The sequence below is a fragment of the Parvibaculum sedimenti genome, from assembly GCF_009184905.1.
GTDB classification, from domain to species: Bacteria; Pseudomonadota; Alphaproteobacteria; order Parvibaculales; family Parvibaculaceae; genus Parvibaculum; species Parvibaculum sedimenti.
In genome coordinates, this window is record NZ_WESC01000003.1 from 93,668 (window position 1) to 114,502 (window position 20,835).

19 protein-coding genes are annotated in these 20,835 nt (G+C 61.7%); 6 read left to right on the top strand and 13 right to left on the bottom strand.

All coding sequences use genetic code 11. The annotated features are described in order from the left end of the window. Positions 1-44: 44 nt before the first annotated feature. The 6 genes from F2P47_RS03965 to ccmI all read right to left on the bottom strand — a co-directional run bounded on the left by F2P47_RS03965 (position 45) and on the right by ccmI (position 6,704). Positions 45-1,550: a DegQ family serine endoprotease gene (locus F2P47_RS03965; RefSeq protein ID WP_152214872.1), complete on the bottom strand. Its 1,506-nt coding sequence runs from the start codon at positions 1,548-1,550 to the stop codon at positions 45-47. 266 nt (positions 1,551-1,816) lie between these two features. Continuing rightward, positions 1,817-2,272, bottom strand: a complete 456-nt coding sequence (locus F2P47_RS03970; protein WP_152214873.1) for a cytochrome c-type biogenesis protein — start codon at positions 2,270-2,272, stop codon at positions 1,817-1,819. Positions 2,273-2,276: 4 nt separating this feature from the next. Further along, complete coding sequence (locus F2P47_RS03975; protein ID WP_152214874.1) at positions 2,277-4,259, bottom strand: heme lyase CcmF/NrfE family subunit; 1,983 nt, start codon at positions 4,257-4,259, stop codon at positions 2,277-2,279. Next, the gene (gene ccmE / locus F2P47_RS03980; protein ID WP_152214875.1) at positions 4,256-4,726 is read right to left on the bottom strand and encodes a cytochrome c maturation protein CcmE; all 471 of its coding nucleotides are present in this window, start codon (positions 4,724-4,726) and stop codon (positions 4,256-4,258) included. Before ccmE ends, F2P47_RS03975 begins: the two co-directional genes overlap by 4 nt. A gap of 57 nt (positions 4,727-4,783) precedes the next feature. Next, entirely contained in the window at positions 4,784-5,491 is a 708-nt protein-coding gene (locus F2P47_RS03985; protein WP_152214876.1) for a chitosanase, read from the bottom strand. Between the two features lie 61 nt (positions 5,492-5,552). Continuing rightward, positions 5,553-6,704, bottom strand: coding sequence for a c-type cytochrome biogenesis protein CcmI (ccmI, locus tag F2P47_RS03990; protein WP_152214877.1), 1,152 nt, complete (start codon positions 6,702-6,704; stop codon positions 5,553-5,555). Between the two features lie 351 nt (positions 6,705-7,055). Between ccmI and F2P47_RS03995 the strand changes: the two genes are divergently transcribed. Beyond that, the gene (locus F2P47_RS03995; protein WP_152214878.1) at positions 7,056-7,352 is read left to right on the top strand and encodes a hypothetical protein; all 297 of its coding nucleotides are present in this window, start codon (positions 7,056-7,058) and stop codon (positions 7,350-7,352) included. Between the two features lie 9 nt (positions 7,353-7,361). On the opposite strand, the gene F2P47_RS04000 is transcribed toward F2P47_RS03995, so the two are convergent. Both F2P47_RS04000 and F2P47_RS04005 read right to left on the bottom strand, forming a co-directional pair. Beyond that, entirely contained in the window at positions 7,362-8,678 is a 1,317-nt protein-coding gene (locus tag F2P47_RS04000; protein WP_152214879.1) for an Hsp70 family protein, read from the bottom strand. Between the two features lie 123 nt (positions 8,679-8,801). Further along, positions 8,802-10,670, bottom strand: coding sequence for a sensor histidine kinase (locus F2P47_RS04005; protein ID WP_185680936.1), 1,869 nt, complete (start codon positions 10,668-10,670; stop codon positions 8,802-8,804). A gap of 176 nt (positions 10,671-10,846) precedes the next feature. Between F2P47_RS04005 and F2P47_RS04010 the strand changes: the two genes are divergently transcribed. Next, complete coding sequence (locus F2P47_RS04010) at positions 10,847-12,070, top strand: CaiB/BaiF CoA transferase family protein (RefSeq protein WP_152214881.1); 1,224 nt, start codon at positions 10,847-10,849, stop codon at positions 12,068-12,070. Continuing rightward, positions 12,070-13,101: a D-cysteine desulfhydrase family protein gene (locus tag F2P47_RS04015; RefSeq protein WP_152214882.1), complete on the top strand. Its 1,032-nt coding sequence runs from the start codon at positions 12,070-12,072 to the stop codon at positions 13,099-13,101. Before F2P47_RS04010 ends, F2P47_RS04015 begins: the two co-directional genes overlap by 1 nt. Here F2P47_RS04015 and F2P47_RS04020 read toward each other — a convergent pair. Further along, positions 13,098-14,525 carry a hypothetical protein gene (locus F2P47_RS04020; RefSeq protein WP_152214883.1) on the bottom strand — a complete coding sequence of 476 codons (1,428 nt, stop codon included), beginning with the start codon at positions 14,523-14,525 and terminating at the stop codon, positions 13,098-13,100. The two genes, F2P47_RS04015 and F2P47_RS04020, sit on opposite strands and share 4 nt — an antisense overlap. A gap of 256 nt (positions 14,526-14,781) precedes the next feature. Between F2P47_RS04020 and F2P47_RS04025 the strand changes: the two genes are divergently transcribed. The 3 genes from F2P47_RS04025 (at position 14,782) to F2P47_RS18085 (ending at position 17,245) form a co-directional block, all read left to right on the top strand. After that, positions 14,782-14,988 (top strand): cold-shock protein, encoded by a 207-nt coding sequence (locus F2P47_RS04025; protein ID WP_152215067.1) that lies wholly within the window; start codon positions 14,782-14,784, stop codon positions 14,986-14,988. A 105-nt stretch (positions 14,989-15,093) separates the two neighbouring features. Then, positions 15,094-16,470 carry a YhjD/YihY/BrkB family envelope integrity protein gene (locus tag F2P47_RS04030; RefSeq protein ID WP_152214884.1) on the top strand — a complete coding sequence of 459 codons (1,377 nt, stop codon included), beginning with the start codon at positions 15,094-15,096 and terminating at the stop codon, positions 16,468-16,470. A gap of 490 nt (positions 16,471-16,960) precedes the next feature. Beyond that, positions 16,961-17,245 carry a methyltransferase domain-containing protein gene (locus F2P47_RS18085; RefSeq protein WP_425500026.1) on the top strand — a complete coding sequence of 95 codons (285 nt, stop codon included), beginning with the start codon at positions 16,961-16,963 and terminating at the stop codon, positions 17,243-17,245. A 385-nt stretch (positions 17,246-17,630) separates the two neighbouring features. Here F2P47_RS18085 and F2P47_RS04040 read toward each other — a convergent pair whose 3' ends face one another. Genes F2P47_RS04040 through F2P47_RS04055 form a run of 4 tightly spaced genes read right to left on the bottom strand, consistent with a single transcriptional unit; the run spans position 17,631 to position 20,798 of the window. Continuing rightward, a complete protein-coding gene (locus F2P47_RS04040) occupies positions 17,631-19,022 on the bottom strand; it encodes an ATP-binding protein (RefSeq protein ID WP_152214886.1) in 1,392 nt (463 codons plus the stop codon). Continuing rightward, complete coding sequence (locus F2P47_RS04045) at positions 19,012-19,683, bottom strand: response regulator transcription factor (protein ID WP_152214887.1); 672 nt, start codon at positions 19,681-19,683, stop codon at positions 19,012-19,014. Before F2P47_RS04045 ends, F2P47_RS04040 begins: the two co-directional genes overlap by 11 nt. A 3-nt stretch (positions 19,684-19,686) precedes the next feature. Beyond that, entirely contained in the window at positions 19,687-20,058 is a 372-nt protein-coding gene (locus tag F2P47_RS04050) for a PepSY domain-containing protein (protein WP_152214888.1), read from the bottom strand. Positions 20,059-20,108: 50 nt separating this feature from the next. Continuing rightward, positions 20,109-20,798 carry a nitroreductase gene (locus F2P47_RS04055; protein ID WP_246176732.1) on the bottom strand — a complete coding sequence of 230 codons (690 nt, stop codon included), beginning with the start codon at positions 20,796-20,798 and terminating at the stop codon, positions 20,109-20,111. Between the last annotated feature and the right edge of the window lie 37 nt (positions 20,799-20,835).

Consider the following 20,835-nt stretch of genomic DNA (forward strand, 5'->3'; position numbering starts at 1 on the left):
TGAAGTTCCGGCGCCGGACAAACCCGGCGCCGGGAACCGTTTCATCAAGCCTTGTTGATCGCCAACGCGACGAAGCGCTGCTGATCCTGGCTACGCAGGAGAAGGAGAACGGACTGCTTGCTCGCCTTCTTCGCCTGCTTCACTCCTTCGACGACATCTGCCGGCGTCTTCACTTCCTTGCCGGAAATCTTGACGATGATGTCGCCCGCCTGAATGCCCTTTTCGGCCGCTTCGCTGTTCGGGTCGACGCTCTGCACGACGACACCCTCATCGCTCTTCGTCAACGCCAGACCGAGGCTCTGCGTCGCATCCTCCGCTGCCGGAGCATTGTCCTCGGCCGAGGCAGTTTCGAGCTTCTCGGGGAAAACCGCGATCGCAACCTTGATCGCCTTCTCCTTGCCATCGCGCCACAGAACGACATTGGCATTGGTGCCGGGCTTCAGATCCGCGACCGAGCGGCTCACATCGCGCACATCGCCCATGTCCTTGCCGTTGACCGCGGTGATGACATCGCCGGGCTGAATGCCTGCCTTGGCGGCAGGGCTTGCGGGCGTGACTTCCGCGACGAGAGCGCCCTTCGGCTTGTCGAGGGAGAGAGATGCCGCGAGGTCCGGGTCGACCGGCTGAATGCTGACACCGAGCCAGCCGCGGGTCACTTTGCCGTTGTCGCGAAGCTGTTCGATGACGCGGGCCGCGATGTTGGAGGGGATCGCAAAGCCGATGCCAACGCTGCCGCCGGTGGGCGAGTAGATTGCCGTATTCACGCCGACGACATTGCCGTGAATGTCGAAGGTAGGGCCGCCGGAATTGCCGCGATTGATCGAGGCGTCGATCTGGAGGAAATCGTCATACGGGCCTGCGCCAATTTCGCGGCCGCGCGCCGACACGATGCCGCTTGTCACAGTGCCGCCGAGGCCGAAGGGATTGCCGACCGCGAGCACCCAGTCGCCGACGCGCAGCTTGTCCGAGTCGCCGAAAGCCACATAGGGCACGGGCTTCGACGTTTTGATCTTGAGCAGCGCGAGGTCCGTCTTCTGATCGCGGCCGACGAGCTTCGCCGGCAGCTCGGTGCTGTCGTTGAAGACGACCGTGATTTCCTTGCCGTTCTGCACGACGTGATTATTGGTCACGACATAGCCATCGGCAGTGATGAAGAAGCCCGAGCCCTGGGCCATCGCCTTGCGCTTCAGCGGCTTGCCATCCGGGCCCTTGGGCTGGAGCTGCTTGAAGAACTTCTCAAACGGGCTTCCGGGGGGCAGCGGAATATCGGGCACGGCCGCATCGGTGGCCGTCTCTTCCTCCACGACCTTGATGCTGACCACCGCGGGCGACACCTTCTCGACGAGATCGGCGAAGCTCGGCAGGGTGGAGAGTTCGGTGCGCTGCTGAGAAGGCGCGTTAAGCGGAGCGGTCTGGGCGAAGGCGGGAGACGTTCCCCATGCCCCCAGTCCCCAGCCACCAATGCCAATGGCGCAGGCGGTCGCAAGCGCCGTGGCTTTACGCGCGGTTTTACGCGTCTGATGGCCGCGTTGGGGAGCGCTGTTCGTCATATCGTGAACTCCTGTGGCTGTGACTACCGCCCGGGGCGGCTCTGTTGTCTCGATCTTTCGGCCTTGAACTGGTCTTGAACCGCTTCTCGCAATTGTCGAAATCGAGGCACATCCCTGCCCTCCGACATTCGGGCATTAGACATTACCAATTCATGTCAACATCATTACATATTGGTAATGAATAATAATGGCGGTAAATATCGCCTGCAGGCATGTGCGTGAAAAAACTGGGCCCGGATTCCGGCTTTTCAGCGGCGGGAAACGGCCTATTCCGAGCGGTCGAGCAATTTTTCGAGTCTGGCCTTTTCCTCGGCGTTGAGCGCAGGCGCCACGCCCTCCCGTCCACGTCGGATGACCGACCAGGCAATGCCCGCCCCCACCAGAAGCGCGAGGAAGGGGCCGAACCAAAGCAGCCAGGTGGCCGGCTCAAAAGGCGGCTTCAGCAGCACGAAATCGCCATAGCGAGCGACGATATAATCAAGCACCTGCTGGTCGGTATCGCCTGCGACGATGCGTTCACGGACGATTCGGCGCAGATCCTTTGCGAGATCTGCATTGGAATCGTCGATCGACTGGTTCTGGCAGACGAGACAGCGAAGTTCCTTTGATATCTCTCTCGCGCGCCCCTCGAGCACCGGGTCCTTCAACTGCTCGCCCGGGTCGACCGCATAGGCCGCGCCGGCAAAGACGAGCATCAGGAGCGATATGACGAGCACGCGCATGTACCTACTCCGCCGGTTGCGCGGCAAGCCGCGAGCGGGCGCGGTTCGGCGCACCGATGCGATAACGCCTGTCGGTGAGCGACACGATGCCGCCCGCCGCCATGATCATGCCGCCCGCCCAGATCCAGGGCGCCAGGTTGTTGTAGTAAGCGCGGAGCGTCCAGCCACCCTGACCGTTCTCATCGCCAATGACGATATAGAGATCTGAAAAGCCCGTGGTGCGGATCGCTGCCTCGGTCTTTTCCTGGCGTTCGACCGGGAAGCTCCGCTTTTCCGGCAACATCACCGCCACCTCGCGTCCCTCACGTGTCACACGGATGACGCCGACCAGCGCCTCGTAATTCGGACCGTTCCGCATGCCGACTTTTTCGAGCGTCAGCGTATAGCCCGCAAGCTCGGCGCTATCGCCAACCTTGAGCGCCGTCACAAGTTCCTGCCGCCATGCCGTCGTGCCGACAATGCCTGCGACCGCAATGCCGAGCCCGCCATGCGCAAGTGCCATGCCCCATGAGGCGCGCGGCAAGCGCAGCGCGCGGCGGAAGCTCTCGCGAATGTTCCCGGAGAAAAGACCTATGCGCCACGCGACTTCAAAGAACGCCCCGGCAATGAGCCAGGTCGCAAGCCCCATGCCCAAGGCCGCGAGCCAAGGCCCGCGCGAGTGGAAAGCCAGCACCGCGATAATGACGATAATCACCGCGACGCCCGCACCCATGAGCCGTTCACTCGCCGCAACGAGATCTGACCTCTTCCACTTGAGCAACGGTCCAATCGGCACAAGGCAGAATAGCGGAATCATCAGCGGCACGAAGGTCATGTTGAAGAAGGGCGCTCCGACCGTGATCTTCGGGCCGCCAATCGCGTCGAGGAAGAGCGGGTAGAGCGTGCCGATGAAAACGGCGGCGGCAGCCGCCGCCAGCAGCAGATTGTTCATCACCAATGCGCCTTCGCGGCTCAGCGGCGCGAAGAGCCCTTCGGCCTTCAGCACGGGCGCGCGCCAGCCATAAAGCGTCAGTGCGCCACCGATAAAGAAAACCAGGATGCAAAGAATCGCAATGCCGCGCGAGGGATCGACAGCAAAAGCGTGCACCGACGTCAACACGCCGGAACGGACGAGGAAGGTGCCGACCAAAGACAGTGAAAAAGCGAAAATCGCCAGCAGGATCGTCCAGCTTTTCAGCACACCGCGCTTTTCGGCAACGATGGCCGAGTGCAGAAGCGCCGTAGCGACGAGCCATGGCATCAGCGAAGCATTTTCCACCGGGTCCCAGAACCAGAAGCCGCCCCAGCCAAGCGTGTAATAGGCCCACCACGAACCCATCGCGATGCCGACAGTGAGCGGCACCCAGGCCGCGAGCGTCCACGGGCGGACCCAGCGCGCCCAGCTCGCATCGACGCGGCCCTCGATCAGGGCAGCGATGGCGAAAGAGAATGCCATGGAGAGGCCGACGTAGCCCGCATAGAGGAACGGCGGGTGGAAGGCGAGCGCCGGATCCTGAAGGATCGGATTGAGGCCGTTACCTTCGATGGGCGCCGGATCGAGCCGGATAAAGGGATTGGACGTGAAGAGAATGAAGCCGAGGAAGGCGACGCCGATCAATGCCTGAACGGAAAGGACGCGCGCGCGAAGCCCGTCGGGCAGGTTTCCACCAAATAGCGCGACCAGCGCACCGTATAGCGAAAGGATCAGGACCCAGAGAACCATCGAACCCTCATGGTTCCCCCAGACGCCGGCGATCTTGTAGATGAGAGGCTTCGCGGTATGCGAATTCTTCATCACCAAAGCGACCGAGAAATCGGAGGTGAGGAAGGCATGCATCAGCGCCGCAAAGGCAATGCCGATGAGCACGAATTGAGCGACCGCAGCGGGTGCGGCAACAGCCATCAACGCAGGATCGCGCCGCTGCGCGCCGATCATCGGCACGACCATTTGCAGGAGCGCCACCGCCAGCGCAAGGACGAGCGCGAAATGGCCGAGTTCTACAATCATTGAGCCGTGCCTTTTCCTTCGTCCTGGTTCATCTGGCCTTCTTCCCAACGGCCCGATTTCTTTAGCGCCTTGGCGACCTCGGGCGGCATGTATTTCTCGTCATGCTTGGCCAGCACCGAATCCGCAACGAAAATTCCGTCAGGTCCGATGGCGCCTTCGGCGACCACGCCCTGCCCCTCGCGGAAGAGGTCGGGCACGATGCCGGTATAGGAGACCGTCACGGATTTCATGAGGTCAGTCACCACGAACTTGATGGTCGCCGCTCCCGTATGCTCGACGGAGCCCTTCTCCACGAGCCCACCAAGACGGAACCGCGTCCCCGGGCCGATGCCCTTTTCCACAACTTCCGTGGGGCTATAGAAAAAGACGATGTTGTCGCGCATGGCGTAAAGCACGAGCCCGATCGCGATGCCAATAATACCAAGGCCCAGCGCGATAAAGCCGGCGCGGCGCTGTTTGCGCGTCATGTTCTTCCGATCCTCGATTTCGAGACGCCGAAGGTATAGCCCAAGAGCGGACAGTTCTTAACTGCAATTTGGTCGCGGGCAGGAAAGCGCCGCCTCATCGATGGAAACGCCGCAAACCCGCAGGGGAAGGTCGAGCGGCCAGTTTCCGGCCTTGATGACGGCCTCGAAAGCGTCCATGCGATAGACCGTGCGCCGAAGGAGCGCGTTTGGATGGGTTGCGAGCCATTCGCGCCGCTCGGCTACATAGGCCGCAATCCATGGCCTCTCCCCCGCCTTTTCCGGGTCGCCATGTACCCTCGACGTCCTGTCGCGAAGCGCGCTCCAGGAGCCGTGAACGTGGCTGTCATAGATGACCGCCGCTGCGAGCGCAGTTGAGAACCCGAATGCGCCGGCGACTCTCGCGGCTGGCGCCCAGTAGGCGCGGTCGAAGAAACCGTCCTGCGCATTCTCCATGACGGGATCGCCGCCCGCCTCCTTCAGCGCGGCTCGAAATGGCGGATCGCGGTCAAGGCTGAAGTCGATGGCCGCAAGCCTGTCGAGATAGGGCCTAAGCACCTCCGCGCGAGATGCATTCGGCGCCTCGCAGTAAGCCTTGATAAGAAGATGAAGGTTGCCGCTGGCAAGCGTCGTCTGCGAACGGCCATAGGTGAGGTGTCCGGGATCGCCGGGAAGCAGCGTCACCTGCGCATAATCGCCCCGCGCGCGGCCCGTCTCGAAAACATTGACAATGGCTTGCGCTGTCTTCTTCTGAAGCTCCGAAAGCATTCCGTTCCCTTCTCGTGATCTGCATGCAGATCATAAGAAGGAGCCAGCAGGCGGGGATAAATCAGGGAAGTGCTTTTTCCGCTTCGTCAAGACGCGCCAGCGCCGCCTTGTCGGAGGTGAAGGTCCGCCGCGCTTGCGCGAGTGCCGCCTGCGCTTCTGGTTTCTTGCCGAGCACGCCATAGGCGCGGATGAGACGAAGCCAGCCCTCAATGTCATCGGGCGACTTTTCGAGCCGGGCAGCGAGGCCGCCGACCATCCCCTCGATCATCTTCTGGCGATCCTCAGGCGACATATTCGCCGCTGCGCCAAGCTGCGCTGCGTTCGGACCGGGCGCGTTGGACATGGTGGCATTGGCACGAGGAGCGTTGGGATTTTCAAGCCGTGCAAGCTCCGCCTCAAGGCTTGGCCGCCAGGAGGCATTCCCGGGCGCGGAAGCGAGAAGCGCTTTCCAACGCGCGATGGCCGCATCCTTCTTGCCATCTTCAACTTCGGCGACACCCAGATAATATTGTGCACGCGGCTCATGGGGATCGAGCGCGGCGGCCTTCCTGAAATCCTCGCGCGCCTCCGGCGCCAGGCCGCCTGCTGCGAAGACCCTCGCCTCGCCCCGTGCCGCAAGTCGGGCAGCGCTTTCGCCGCCAAGCGCAATAGCCTGCGACCAGGCATTCGCCGCATCGTCGTAGCGCCGCTGGCGGATATATGCAGGCGCCAGCACTTCCCAACCACGCAGATCCTTGGGATCGGCTTTCAGATGCTCCTCGACGCGCAGAACCAGCGCATCGATGGGCAATTGCTCGACCGGCGCGGCCATGCGCGCATTGAAGGGCTGATCGGGAAGCCCTGGCGAGCCCAGCGCCAGATAAAGAGCCATGGAGAAAACGGGCACAGCGATGCTGATCGCAAGCGCCACACCACGACCGGAAAGCCCCTTCCGGCCACCAGCCTCGGCCCGCTCCTTCTCCAGCGCCTCGGCGGCGGCGAGCAGACGGCGAGAAACCTCGACCTTTGCGGCCTCAGCCTCGGCGGGCTCGATCACGCCGCGCTCCACATCGCGCTCCACCTCGGCAAGCTGATCGCGATAAAGCGTGACCTCGCGGTCATCGCCGCCTGCCACCCTCTTCCGGCGGAGCGGGCGCAGGACGGCAAGGATCACACCGGCGGTCAGCACAGCAAAAAGGAACCAAAGCGGCAGGTCTGAAAGGGTCTGGGACAAGGCAGCTCAGCTTTTTTGGGGACGGGCCGCACCTGTATAGAGACTTGCGGACGAGCCGGAAAGCGGCTCGCTGCCGCAGGCTCCGAGATGTCCTTAAGGCCTCCCGCCGGAAGCCGCTGTCACGGCTTCCACATCAAGCATAACGATGGGATATATTGCTTTTCTATACGAGTCACAGTGTCGGCCAGACGTGTGGAAAACAGAAAAAAGATAGTTTAACCGTCCGGTTATGGAATGGCCACCTGCCACAAGCCCCTTCATGACATCGATTTAACTTCCGTCTCCTTGACGCGTGCGGCCACCGGTCGTCTCATTCCACCAGCCATTCACGTTATCGACGGGAACATCCTCATGCGCAAAGCCGCCCTCGTACTTGCCTCGTCAACGGCATTGGCCCTGTTCTCGGCCAGCCCCGTCTTCGCCTTCTCCAACTACATGATGCCGGGCACCTCGGGCAGTGCGGACAACTATTCCGATCCCGACGAGCAGATGGATAAGCTGGCCGGCACATCGGCGGACGACAGCGCCGACGCAACGATCGTCCATTTCGGCGGTAGCGAGATGGACGGAAATCGGCAGGCGCAGGAGAATGCCGAAGCGCTCGACAAGGATGCGAGTTACAGCGGCTTCTATTTCACCGACAACTGATCTGCGCGGTCACGCTGCAAATCGCTGTCGGGCCGAGAGCGCGAGGCCGGTCGCCACCGAGGTGAGTTCGCCGCCGCCCGCGAGCTTTTCCCGTCCGAAACGCTCCGCGAAGAGTGCCCGAACGGCCGGAATGAAGGACGTACCGCCGGTCAGAAAGACCCGGTCGATCTTGTCGGCGCTTGTGCCCGAGTCCTCCAGCAGCCGATCCACGCAGCCGCCAATCTCCGCGAGTTCCGGCGCGACCCAGCGGTCGAAATCACCGCGCTCGATGTCCGCCTCGATGGCAATGGGCGCAGCCATGAAGCTGAGATGAGCTTTGGTGGAGCCGGACAGCGCAACTTTTGCGGCTTCCACAGCGCGATACATCTCGAAGCCCTTATTTTCCTCGATGAGGTGTGTCAGGGCCTCGATCTCGGCAGGCGCGTCGGAGACGGGCAGAATTTCCTCGAGCATGCGCCGTGTCTTCTGGGTGTTGATGAAGCTCAACTGGTGCCAGCGCTTCAGGCTGTCATAGAGCCACGCGGGCATCGGCAGAACCTTGCCGCCCGTGCTCTTGTAGGAGGAGCCACGCCCGAGCCGCGGCGCGATGACATTCTCCACAATGCGCGCGTCGAAGGCGTCGCCGGCGATACCGACGCCTGAAACCCCGATGATGGTTTCGGCGCGGTTCTTCACCGCTCGCATGCCGGGCCCGACATGCAGCAAGCAGAAGTCGCTCGTACCGCCGCCGAAGTCGCCGATGAGCACCAGTTCGTCTTGGTTGAGCCCTGCCTCATAGGCATAGGCAGCGGCCACCGGCTCGAATTCGAAATGGACATCGGCAAGCCCTGCACCTTCCAGCGAGGCGAGAAGCCGCGAAACGGCGAAGTCGTCCTGCCCTTCCTGCGCCTGTCCGAGGCTGTTGCGCACGAAGCGCGCGGGCCGACCTACCACGATCGGCATACTCTTGAGCCGCTCCATCAGATCGCCCGCATCGGGCGTCGCCTCGAGCAGGCGCGAAACGAGAAGGCCGATCAGGTTTTCGAGCGTGTAGCGGCTGTTATAGATGCTGGTCGAAGTGAAATCCGGATTGGCGAGATAGGACTTGATCGACTGGATGAGGCGGCCCTCGGCGCCGGGCTCCAGATAAGCGTCAATTGCGGCGGGACCCGCATAGGATAGCGGTTTTCCGCGCTTGTCGCGCTCGTCAGCGTCAAAGTAGAGAATGGACCTGAAGGTCGAATGCTCCACACCATTATGAAGGAGCGGAACGAGACGCGACGGACCTGTGGCGCCGGCCAGCGCCAACGCGCTGTTCGTCGTGCCGAAGTCGAGGCCGATGAACATGGAATACCTCGCGCGTCCCTCTAACCGGCCAGCCGGTCGGGGCATCGCAATGCGGATGGAGACGGGTGCGTCGAAAAGGGCGCCGGTTCTAGCCGAGCGGCAGCGCCCTGTCCAGAGACAGCCTCACCAACCGGCGCGAATATGGGATTGCTGCGCCACCAGGCGCGAGGCGGGCAGATCAGCATAAACGGTTGTGCCCTCGCCCGGCGTGCTTTCAATCATGAGCGAGCCGCCATGGAGCTCCGTCAAATGCTTGGCGAGAGGCAGGCCAAGCCCTGTTCCTTCATGGGCGCGCGACAGCGTACCGTCGATCTGCGTGAAGGGTGCGAGCGCCTTGGGAATATCCGCTTCGGCAATGCCGATGCCATGGTCGATCACGGCAATGCGCAAACGGCCTGGCTGAACCGCGGCTTCGACGCGGACCGTGCTGCCATCGGCGCTGAACTTCACCGCGTTCGACATCAGATTGATGAGTACCTGCTTCAAGGCTCGTTCGTCGGCCACAAGGGAAATGGGCGGCGTCGGCAGACTCACCTCAATGGTGATCGCCGACTGCTGCGCCCGATGGCGAACGATGCGGCAGGCGGAGGCGACCACGGCGTCGAGATCGGTCTCGTCCTCATGCAGCTTGAAATGCCCTGCCTCGATCTTCGAGAGATCGAGAATGTCGTTGATGAGATTGAGCAGATGGACACCGCTGTCGTGAATGTCCTCAGCATATTCGCGATAACGCGGATTGCCGACAGGACCGAACAGTTCGCGCTCCAGCGCCTCGGAAAAGCCGATGATGGCGTTGAGCGGCGTACGCAGCTCGTGGCTCATATTGGCGAGAAATTCCGATTTGGAGCGGCTCGCGGCCGTCGCATCGTCGCGCGCCTCGCGAAGAGCCTCTGCCTCTTTCCGCCGTGCGGTCACGTCCTGAAGGCCGATGAGCAGCGCCGGCAACCCCTGGAACCGCACCAGTGCCGCCGTGATATGCGCCCAGATGACCGTACCTTCGCCGCCGAGAAGCCGCGCTTCGATCGGCCCACGCAGGCGGCTGCCTGCCGCCGCTTCGCCAAGCCGCTCCTTCATCTCGTCATCGACGAAAAAGCGCCTTGCATCGATATGCGCAGCATCCTCTCCATTGAGGCCGAAAAGTTCCAGCGCCGCCTTGTTCGCCTGAACGATGCGATAGGTCGCCGGGTCGATCAGCGCGAGCGGCAACGGCGCCGCAACAAAGATGCTCTGGAAGCTTTCTTCCGTCGCCCGCATGACGCGCTGCGCCTCCTGCCGGACGGAAATTTCCTGCGTGAGCTGTTCGTTCAACTCCCGCTGATGCTCCATCGTCAGGAACTGATTGCGCCGCAAACGATTGGTGACGCGCATGGCCTGAAAGCCGACCGCATTGGCAACCATGAGCAGCATGAATATCTGCATCGCCGAGGTAAGCGACATATCGGGGTAGAAGGCAATGACCACCGTGAAGGCAATGCCGCAGGCTATCGACAACGCGGCATTGTAGGCCAGCCGGTTCGGCACGCCGAAATAGAAGGCGATTGTGATGACGGCAGCGCTCACCGCGTGATCGGCGGCGCCGAATCCCCCCGCAGATACAAGCAGCAGAAAGACGCCGAAGATATAGGCTTGAACGAAAGTTAGCGACGCGCGAAGCGCCGCCTGCCTGTGCGGTGCATCGAAAAAAAGAAACGGAATGCGGCCAATTGCGAGCGTCGCCACCCGCAAGGAGCCAATGACCACGAACTGCACCGTCGGCCCAAGAATGAGAAAATCGAGGACCACCCAACAGGCGAAAAGATAGACGCCTGTCTGGATGGCACGCACCCGCTCTGTCGTCTCCAGCCAGGCGGTTTCGCAGAAACGCTGCTCAAGCGCACGGTTGATGAACTCTCCGGTCCAGCCATAGGCCCCTTCGGCAGGTCGCCATCCGCCAGGTCCCTGGCCGGCACCATCCGCCGGTCCCCTGCTATGCGCATTCCCGATTTCGACCAAACGATCCCCCTTGGCGGCGGGCGGTCTGCCCACCAAACGCGGGGTAACCCTATGAGAAAACCCTAAACAAAAAGCGAAATTCCGGCTTGGTGATGCTTTCATCAGAGCTGCCCAGCCCCTATCGTGCCCACATAAAAAACGGCCCCAAGGGCCCGATTTCAGGGAGATTGAGAGCAATGACGTCAGATCAGGGCAGTAAGGCGCAAATTCTTTCCGGAGTACGGGTCCTCGACTTCGGCCGGTATATCGCCGGGCCCTTTTGCGCGGCTCTGCTTGCCGATCTCGGCGCCGAGGTCATCCGTATCGAGAAACGCGAGGGCAGCGAGGATCGCTTCATTCAGCCGATCGTGCCCGGTGCCGCCGCCGGTGAAGGCGGCGAAGGCGCGATGTTCCTTCAGGTGAACCGAAACAAGCGCGGCCTTACTCTCGATCCCATGACCGAGACCGGGCGCGGCATCGTCCGCCGTCTGGTCGAGAGTGCCGACGTCGTCGTGGCCAATCTTCCGCCCTCAACGCTGAAGTCGATGGGCCTTGATTATGAAAGCCTCGTCGAGGTGAAGCCCGACATCATCCTGACCATGGTCTCCGCCTTCGGCCATGGCGGCCCCTATAGTGAGCGTACGGGCTTCGACGGCATCGCGCAGGCAATGGTCGGCGCGGCCTATCTCACCGGCTATCCCGAGGAGCCGGTGAAGAGCTATGCGCCTTGGGTCGATTTCGGCACCGCCTCGCTTTCGGCCTTTGGCACGCTCGCCGCGCTGATGGAACGCGCTCGTTCGGGCAAAGGCCAGATCGTCGAAGGCGCACTTCTCTCGACTGCGCTTTCCTTCTTTAACTTCCACCTGATTGAACAGGATCTCCGCAAGGTCAACCGCGTCGCAATCGGCAACAAGAGTCCCTATGCGGGGCCCGCCGACATCGTGCAGACGAAGGATGGCTGGATTCTCGTACAGGTCATGGGTGCGCCGCTCTTCAAGCGCTGGGCAAAGCTGATGGGCGAAGATCATTGGCTCACCGACCCGCGCTTCAAGGATGATAGCGTTCGCGGCGACAACGGCGTCCTTCTTTCGAACCGGACCTCCCAATGGGCGGCGCAATACACGACTGAGGAAGCGTTGGCCATGCTCGAAAAGGCGCGCATTCCGGCCGGGCCCGTTCTCTCGCCGCAACAGGCCCTGGACGATCCGCACATCAATGCGATGCACTATTTACAGCCGCTCGCTTTTCCCGGCCTGCCCAAACCCGCACCGATCATGGAAACGCCCGTGCGGCTCTCGCGCACGCCCGGCACTCTCCGCGACCGCGCGCCCTTGCTCGGCGAGCACACCAACGAAATCCTCACGGAGCTAGGCTATACGAAGGACGAGATTGCCGCTTTCCGCGCCGAAGGAACCATCTGATGCTTGACGCATTTGCTCGCTTTCCTCGCGCGCCCCTCGCTCATCTTCCGACACCGTTCTCCGAGATGAAGCGTCTGCGCGCGGCGCTTCAGGCAGAGGGCCATTTGGTTCCCCGCCTCTTCATCAAGCGCGACGACTGCACGGGCCTCGCGGACGGCGGCAACAAGACGCGCAAGCTCGAATTCCTGATCGGCGAAGCGCTTGCGCAGGGCGCCGACACCATCGTCACCACCGGCGCCCTGCAATCGAACCATGCACGGCAAACCGCCGCCGCTGCCATCACGGCGGGAATTCGACCAGTCCTCGTGCTTCTCGACATGGTTCCCTATCAGGGCCGCGCCTACCGGCATTCCGGTAATCTACTCCTCGACGATATCATGGGCGCCGAGGTGAGGATCGTCCCGCAAGGTGCGAACCCGGCAGTATTCATCAAGGGCGCGATCGACGAAATTTCCGCAGCGGATGGAAAGCCCTTCTTCGTCCCGACCGGCGGCTCGAACGCAACCGGATCGCTCGGCTACGCCGCCGCCTATTTCGAGATTGCCGACGCGCTCGACGCGCTCGGCATAGCCAATGCCCGCATCATTCATGGTTCGTCGAGCGGTGGCACACAAGCAGGACTTGTCGCCGGCGCAGCCTTGCGTGGAAGGGGGCCCGCCGTTCATGGCATCAATGTCTATCGCGGCGATCATGCGGCGATGAAGGCGGGCATATTGAGTCTCGCCCGCGCCACAGCGGAAGCGCTTGGCGCGCCCTCACCCGCCGACGAGGCCGTGATCCTCGAGGAGGGATTTCTGGGCAGAGGCTACGGCATGCCGACCGCGGCGATGATCGAGGCGGTCGAACTGATCGCGCGCAACGAGGGCATCCTTCTCGACCCTGTTTATACCGGCAAGGCCATGGCAGGACTTCTTGCGCTCATTCGCACCCGATCGACCCCGCCAGAGGAAGCACTCGTCTTCCTCCACACTGGCGGTATGCCCGGCCTCTTCGCCTATGAGGAAGAATTCACGGGCAATGCAAAAGGCTAGGACGCCTGTGCAACTGCAACCTGTCCGCGTCGACGCAGCGTTGCGGCGAGGGCGACATTGCCCAGAGTCTCGCGGCAGGAGATGACGATTTCGAGATAGGCTTGCGCATTGGCAAGTTGCGAGCCCTTGATGCGACGCAGTTCCTCAATGAGCCCATCCTCATAAGATGACAGATAGGTCTCGATCTGCTGTCCGACCGTCTTGCAATGGGCCTGTATGCCGACCGACTCGGACGCCCCGCAGACTCCATGCAGAAAACGCAGGCAAGCCAGCACTTTTTCGGCGCGGTCGAAATTGGGGGCGACTGACACGTCCGGGCGGCGCGGACCGTTCTTTCCATAGCTGCCGATCTGATGCAGTGGCAGGGCACGGGCAAGTTCCAGTTCGAACTTCGCCATTTCTTCCGTGAGCGCCGCCGATAGCCGAGCGCGAGCAGCCAGGATGCGATGCCCCCAGTCGCTGCAACGTCTAATGTCAATTTCGCCGATGAAGCATTGCGAGAGCTCGGCAAAGCGAGCGACCTTCGACAACAGATCGTCGAGATCCGCCGGGACGCCCCGCCTCGGTTGCGCTTTCTCGGCAATCTCCTCGAGTTCGCCAAGGAAGATTTCACCAAGCTCGGCAAGACCCGAGCGGTTGACCGCATCCTCATTGCCGAAGCCGGCGAGCTTCCGTGCCAGCCGCAATATCTGACAGGGTTCATGCATCCGCGCGACCGCGACGAGCGGCAGATAGATCGCGCTGTCGAGCGACGTCGAGCGCGCTTCTTCGTAGAGTTCCGCGACGATGGCAACCATGCTCTCGTCGAGATCGACGATACGTTTGGGGAGTGCGTCGCGCGCCGCAAGTAGATAGGGCGCAATCGCCAAGGCGCGCGCCATCTCGACTGCGTCCTCGATTACGGCGTCTCCGCCAAGCTGGCTCTCCATCTTGCGGCGGAGTGCCCTGTCCTTTCTCGATTCCTCGAAGGCCGAAAGGATGGCGTTGGAACAGCTCGCATGCAGGATGGTAAGGCTACCATTCTGCGCGATGCCGTTGGCTCCGGCCGCCTTCTCTTCAAGGCGCCGCGTGATGTCCGGCAGCGCGTCCGGCAGCAATTCGCTTTCGAGCCAATTCCAAACCGGCAGGATGGAACTGCGCCGGATATGACGCATATGGTCCGAGGGGCGGACATCGTCGACCAGCAGATCCTCGAAAGGCAGACAGAAGTGGCGCACCGCACTCGGTAGGCCGGGTCGTACCCCTTCCCATTTGCCGAGCAGCGGACGGATGGTCGACAGGATCAGGTCGTAGGGAAGTCCCGGCGTGCCCCGCATCTTTTCCCGCTCGAGCCCGGCAGCAAGCTTTGCCGCGGCCCCCGGCGTCAACCGTGAAAGGACCTCGTTCAAGCGTTCGATCAAGGGCGTTGCGGGCTTCGTTTCCATGACCTGCAAATTCCGGACGGAAAGGCGGGCCCCGAACGGCGCACCCTTCCCCAAGTCGGCTACCAGCCTCCTAGATTAGAACGCCACGTTTAACAAACCTTTCAACACCCCCGCTTTTCTGCGGTGGAACGGGCTGTATGCGGCCATTTCCGATGGAATTTTCGGTAGGCCGCCCCGAGGGAAGGTGCTAGGCTTTTTTCACCGGCGCCGTAAAACCGGCGCCGTTCCTTATTCACGACGAGGCGATCAAGGGACTATGGCTACTGGAGTTGTTAAGTGGTTCAACGCCACTAAGGGATATGGGTTTATTGCGCCGGAAGACGGTGGAAAAGACGTCTTCGTCCATATCTCGGCCGTCGAGCGGGCCGGACAAAAGGCCCTCAACGAAGGCCAGAAGATTCAATATGAGCTGGTCGAAGGACGCAACGGCCGGTTCTCTGCGGAAAATCTGGTCCTCAACTGACGAGGCCGGGTCCGCCAGCGGATCCCAGCATCCCCCGAAAGAGATCAAGGCCCTCCGGACCCGGAGGGCCTTTCATTTTTTCAGCAGCCAACTAGCATCGAACACATGCTGATCGAGGTTCCATTCTATAACCGCCTGCGCGGCCTCGTCTGGGATAGCCCGCTCGAAGGCGCTCCCTTCTGGCGCGTCGTCCTTGTAGAGGCCGCCCGCATTGCCTGGGTCGTCGCCCGCGACCTCATTGAAGGCCGCCTCAATCTGCGCGCCATGAGCCTCGTCTATACGACGCTGCTGTCAATCGTGCCGGTGCTGGCCATCGGCTTCGCCGTCTTCCGCGCCTTCGGCTACGACGCCTATGTCGAGAGCATGCTGGCGGAATTTCTTGGCCCCCTCGGCGATCAGGGGCGCGAGATCACCGACCGCATGATGGAATTCGTGAACCGCGTGAACGCCAATGTCCTCGGCACGATCGGCTTCGCATTCCTGCTCTACACGGTCATCTCGATGATCGGAAAGATCGAGGAAGCCTTCAACAATATCTGGCATGTTTCAGCCAGCCGCTCGCTTGCCCGTCAGTTTACAGAGGTTCTGGGCGTTGGCGTGCTGGGCCCCATTGTCGTGCTCACGGTGCTCGGCATCATGGCGGGGGCGCTTTCCAACTCCCCGGTTGGTGTTTTCGCGGAGCTTGCACCTATACGCTTCGCCATAGCGCAGATGAGCCGCGTCGTGCCCTATCTTGTCCTCATCGGCACATTTGGCTTTCTCTACATGACGATCCCAAACACGCGCGTGCGTTGGAGTTCGGCGCTCGCCGGCGCGGCAGTCGCAGGCATCGTCTGGGGCGGCACGGGCTGGGCCTTCGCCACCTTCGTCGTGAAGTCGGCGCAATATGTGGCGATCTACTCCGCCTTTGCCACCCTGGTCGTCTTTATGATCTGGCTCTATGTCGCCTGGCTCATCCTTTTAGTCGGCTGCTCCATCGCCTTCTACTTCCAGAACCGCCGCCATCTCTCACCCCTTGCAGGCCTCGGCATTCTGAACATACGTCAGCTCCGTCAGACGAGTCTGCAAGCGATGCTGCTCATTCACGAGGCATACGAGAAGGGACAGGTTTGCTGGACCGATGAGACGCTGGCAGCACGTCTCCATTTACCCATGGAGGCCATGCAGATCATCGAGGCCGCCCTGGAGGAAGCAGGGCTCATCACCCATTCGGCCGATAGTCCAGGCCGGTTACTGCCCGGCAAACCACCCGAACTCGTCCGCCTCGCCGACGTACTCGCCGCCATGCAGCGCCGGACGGAGCGCGGCGGCATAGATGATGCCACGCTCGCCCATGAGCCCCGGGTCGACAGCTATTTCGCCCGCCTCGCCGAGGCGGAAGCGAAGGTGCTCGACGGCACAACCATCGCGGACCTTCTCCGCGCCGGTGAAGCGGCTACCCCGGCTGGAAAGAGCAACATCGCCAAGATTGGCTTCGATTAGACATTGTAAATGCCGCTTCGCTTGGGCGACCTCGCGTGTTTCTCATCCGTCTGCCGCGACGCCATTCCCGCCATCGAATGACGTGGACGAACAGGTAATCATGGACTGTCACAATGTTCATTCATCGGATGCGCCCTGCGCGAGCGTCGCCTAACATGCGCATGTCATGTTCTGGCGCCGCATCTTATGCGCTACCTTGTCAGAGCTGGCGCAGGACATATGCGACGTAAGCCTTTTTCTTAAGTATCAGTTTGGAGAAATACGATGGGTGGCGGTATCGAGTTTCACGAGCGTCGAAGTTTCTTTCTCGAAAGGGACTAAATGATTTCATCGTCAGCCGCCTGACGCTTATCTCCGCAAATGCGCGTGTTCTGAATGTGGGTGCTGGCGGAGACATGCAGGCCCTTGTCGAAGAATACGCCAAAAAATCGGCTTTTCTGTTGTCAGCGCTGACATAGACCCGGCCCGAAATCCGGAGGTCGTTGATGACATCACATGGTCCTCATTCCCCGACGGTCACTTTGAGGCGATCCTGATCATCGAGGTTCTGGAGCATGTGGTTGATCCGCGACGAGCGACGGCCGAAGCGGCTCCTGTTCTGTTCGGCCGCGCGACGCAGGAGCCTGACGCCTCGTTCTTTTCGGTATCGTTGATTTTGGCTTTTACCTTTGCGCTTTTGCCAATCGCGCTATTGGTCGCCAAGCTGATGCCGACCGACTTTGCTACCACGGGCTATGTCCTTAGTGGCCGCGAGCCATCAGGAAAGTTGGATTAGCCTTTGATCGGCTATCGCTTTCTTGACAAGAATCACGACGCACTTCACGCTGAAGTTCCCTGAGTTCAACAATTGAAAGGAGGTGATCCGATGTCTAACGGTTTGATGACACCGTTTGCCATTGCCAGCATTTCGATCGCGACAGAGGGTCGTGTGGCGAGGCAGGTGAGGTCGGACACTCCTGTGGACCTTTCCGCCTGAACCAGCAATTCTTTCACCAAGGGGCTTGGCCCCGGTGACGCGACGCTTGCAAATGAGCGACAAACGGAGCGATCCGGCACAGCGTCAATAACGGATCGCGTCGCAGCCGTTTCCTTGGCCGCCGCACTCCCCTGAGGAGAGCGGCGGCTTTTTAATTTTCAGATGATCTTTGTGCGAATGGAGTCTACTCGCTCGCCGCGGGTAATATCAGTTCCGCCCGCAAGCCGCCCAGCGCCGACGCCGCGAGCCTCAACTCGCCGCCATAGAGCTCCGCAATCTCGGTAACGATGGAGAGCCCGAGCCCCGAGCCGGGCTTCGTCTCATCGAGCCGCCCGCCGCGCTTCAACACAGCGGCTCGCTTCTCTTCCGGAACACCCGGTCCATCATCCTCGACGGTGATCAGAAATGCCGGACGCCCCTTCCGAAGCTCGGGCAATGGCAACGCCCGGAGTTCGACGCGCGAGACGGCCCATTTGCAGGCATTGTCGAGAAGATTGCCAGCCATCTCTTCCAGATCCTGCGCCTCACCACGAAAACCGAGGCCCTCGGGGCACTCGACGGATACATCGATCCCCTGCTCCGCATAAATACGGGCGAGCGCCCGGCCGAGCCTTGCCAGCACCGGCTCCACCGGCGTATGCGCGCCGAAGACATTGGCGGAGGCCGCCATACGCGCACGGGCAAGGTGGTGGTCGATCTGCTCACGCATCGTCGCCGCGATCCTGACGACCTGATCGCCGAATGTATCCGGATGCGCCCGCGCCTCGTTGGTAAGAACGGAGAGCGGCGTCTTCAGCGCATGGGCGAGATTCCCGACATGAGTGCGGGCGCGTTCCAGCACCTCGCGATTGCTGTCGAGAAGGGAATTGATCTCTTCCGCGAGCGGCTCGATCTCGACGGGGAACTGGCCTTCGAGTTTCGTCGCCCGGCCAGAACGGATCGAGGCCAGCGCACGACGTACACGCTCAAGCGGCTGCAAACCGAAGCGCACCTGAATAAGGAGCGCCACCAGAATGCCGAGGCCCAGCCCCGCCATGGCCGTGAAAACCGTGGAGTTGAACTTCTGGATATCGCCTTCCATCTCGGCCTTGTCGCCAGCGACCGCGAAGGAAACCGGCACGTCATAGCCCGGCAACATCAACCGGCGTTCGACGACGCGCAAATGCTGATCCTCCGGTCCCATTGCATCAAAGAAGCTCGCGCCGGAAACGTCGCGCGTCGCGCTGGTGGAGTTGGTCAGGTCGATCGCCTGATCGAAGAGCGAGCGCGAGCGCAGCGCAAGTCGCTGCGCAAGCGGCGCGATCTGCCAGTACCAGCCCGAATAGGCGAAATCGAAGCGCGTCTCATTGAGATCGCGCGTACGCACAATCTGCTTTTTGTCGTCGACGTCGGTCGTTGCAACAAGACTGCCGAGCAGCACTTCAAGCCGTGCGTCGAAGGAGCTTTCCACCGAATGGCGAAAAATCGAGGAAAGGATAATGCCGCCCGCGACCAGCGCGATGACGCTCCAGAGCGCCGCGCCCGCAATGAGGCGTAGCGCCAGGCTGTCCTTGATGCGGAGGTTTCTAAGCTGCATCTTCCGGAGCCGCGAGGCGATAGCCGAGGCCCCTCACCGTCTCGATCAGGTCCTTGCCGAGCTTGCGGCGCAGCCGCCCGACAAAGACCTCGATCGTGTTCGAATCGCGGTCGAAATCCTGATCGTAGAGATGCTCGACGAGCTCGGTCCGCGAGATGATCCGCCCTTGATGGTGGATAAGATATTCGACGAGCCGGTATTCAAGCGAGGTGAGTTTCACCGCCGTGCCACTGACAGTCACCCGAGAGGTCCGTGTATCGACGCGCAAGGGGCCACATTCGAGTTCGCTCGTCGCGTGACCGGTCGAGCGACGCAATAGCGCCCGGATCCGCGCCAGCACCTCCTCCATGAAGAAGGGCTTGGCCACGTAGTCGTCGGCGCCCGCATCGAAGCCCGCCACCTTGTCGGACCAGCGGTCGCGCGCCGTCAGGATCAGAACCGGCATATTGCGGCCCGCCCGGCGCCATTTCTCGAGCACCGTCACGCCGTCCATGCCGGGAAGGCCGAGATCGAGCACCACTGCGTCATAGGGTTCAGTCTCGCCGAGGAAATGTCCTTCCTCGCCATCTGTCGCCTTATCGACGACATAGCCCGCTTCGGTGAGCGCACTCACAAGCTGACGGTTCAGATCGGGGTCATCCTCGACAACGAGCAGCCGCATACTTCAGCGCCCTCCCTGGCGATAATCGATTATGTCGCCGGTGGCGGCATCCGCCGAAACAATGCCCACATTGCCGTCCGGCGTCATCAGCTTGATGAGATAGACCGGACGGCCGCCCGCGTCCACAAGCTGCGCGTCGAGAAGCTGCCCCGGATAGCGCTCATGAACCCTCCTCAGCACCTTGCCCAGCGGCTGGATACGGCCGGTGCGAACGCCCTCGCGAGCGTCGTTCTGGTCGGAGCGCATGTCGGTCCGCTCAATGGGCCGGCCAATCATGGAGCGCTCATGGCGCCAGGACGCGGCCGTCGCCTCCCCGCCCGGAAGGGCGAGGAAGGCGGCGAGCGCCAAGGCGATATATGTCTGCGTCCTCATCATGCCCCGGTTCTAGGTCCTTGAGACTGAACCCTCGATGAACGGGGCGCGCTTCAGAACCCGGAGAAGCTCGCCCATTCCTCCATCGGTGCCCGCTCGGTCCGCAGCCCATTGATCGGCGCGGACTCGTCCATGTAGCCAAGCCCCATCCCGCAGAAGAGCATAAGCTCGGATGGCATGTTGAGAAACTCGCCAATTGTCTTCGGCCAGATCGCCCAGGCCTCTTGCGGGCAGGTGTGGAGCCCGTGCTCCCGGGCCATCAGCATGACCGACTGCACAAACATGCCGAGATCGGCCCATTGGTCGATGCCCATCTGCCTGTCGATGGCGAAGAAGAGCGCCGCAGGCGCATCGAAGAACTGGAAGTTCCGGGCAAACTGCTGAAGGCGGCCCGCCTTGTTCTCCCGCGCGACACCGATCGTCGCATACATGTCCTCGCCGCATTTGAAGCGCCGCGCCTTATAGGGCTCCTTCAAATCCTTCGGATAGATGTCGTATTCCGAGCCCTCACCGAACGGCGCCGTCTTCTGCTTCTCGGCGATCAAGCCGAGGAAATCCTTCAGCCGCTGATTTGCGACGACATAGACATGCCATGGCTGCAGATTGCCGCCCGAAGGCGACCATTTCGCACCGTCCAGAATGGCGCGCACCGTCTCCTCCGGCACTGGCTTATCCAGAAAAGCGCGGCAGGAAATGCGCGTCTTCAGAGCTTCGAGTACGTCCACAGTTTTCTCCCATTTCATTCGTGTCACCCCGGGCTCGTCCCGGGGTCCAGGGGCC

What these genes read in the sequence shown, in the direction of transcription:
- F2P47_RS03965 (WP_152214872.1), bottom strand. Translation starts at nt 1,550, where the DNA reads ATGACGAACAGCGCTCCCCAACGCGGCCATCAGACGCGTAAAACCGCG.
- F2P47_RS03970 (WP_152214873.1), bottom strand. Translation starts at nt 2,272, where the DNA reads ATGCGCGTGCTCGTCATATCGCTCCTGATGCTCGTCTTTGCCGGCGCG.
- F2P47_RS03975 (WP_152214874.1), bottom strand. Translation starts at nt 4,259, where the DNA reads ATGATTGTAGAACTCGGCCATTTCGCGCTCGTCCTTGCGCTGGCGGTG.
- ccmE (WP_152214875.1), bottom strand. Translation starts at nt 4,726, where the DNA reads ATGACGCGCAAACAGCGCCGCGCCGGCTTTATCGCGCTGGGCCTTGGT.
- F2P47_RS03985 (WP_152214876.1), bottom strand. Translation starts at nt 5,491, where the DNA reads ATGCTTTCGGAGCTTCAGAAGAAGACAGCGCAAGCCATTGTCAATGTT.
- F2P47_RS03995 (WP_152214878.1), top strand. Translation starts at nt 7,056, where the DNA reads ATGCGCAAAGCCGCCCTCGTACTTGCCTCGTCAACGGCATTGGCCCTG.
- F2P47_RS04000 (WP_152214879.1), bottom strand. Translation starts at nt 8,678, where the DNA reads ATGTTCATCGGCCTCGACTTCGGCACGACGAACAGCGCGTTGGCGCTG.
- F2P47_RS04010 (WP_152214881.1), top strand. Translation starts at nt 10,847, where the DNA reads ATGACGTCAGATCAGGGCAGTAAGGCGCAAATTCTTTCCGGAGTACGG.
- F2P47_RS04015 (WP_152214882.1), top strand. Translation starts at nt 12,070, where the DNA reads ATGCTTGACGCATTTGCTCGCTTTCCTCGCGCGCCCCTCGCTCATCTT.
- F2P47_RS04020 (WP_152214883.1), bottom strand. Translation starts at nt 14,525, where the DNA reads ATGGAAACGAAGCCCGCAACGCCCTTGATCGAACGCTTGAACGAGGTC.
- F2P47_RS04025 (WP_152215067.1), top strand. Translation starts at nt 14,782, where the DNA reads ATGGCTACTGGAGTTGTTAAGTGGTTCAACGCCACTAAGGGATATGGG.
- F2P47_RS04030 (WP_152214884.1), top strand. Translation starts at nt 15,094, where the DNA reads ATGCTGATCGAGGTTCCATTCTATAACCGCCTGCGCGGCCTCGTCTGG.
- F2P47_RS04040 (WP_152214886.1), bottom strand. Translation starts at nt 19,022, where the DNA reads ATGCAGCTTAGAAACCTCCGCATCAAGGACAGCCTGGCGCTACGCCTC.
- F2P47_RS04045 (WP_152214887.1), bottom strand. Translation starts at nt 19,683, where the DNA reads ATGCGGCTGCTCGTTGTCGAGGATGACCCCGATCTGAACCGTCAGCTT.
- F2P47_RS04050 (WP_152214888.1), bottom strand. Translation starts at nt 20,058, where the DNA reads ATGATGAGGACGCAGACATATATCGCCTTGGCGCTCGCCGCCTTCCTC.
- F2P47_RS04055 (WP_246176732.1), bottom strand. Translation starts at nt 20,798, where the DNA reads ATGAAATGGGAGAAAACTGTGGACGTACTCGAAGCTCTGAAGACGCGC.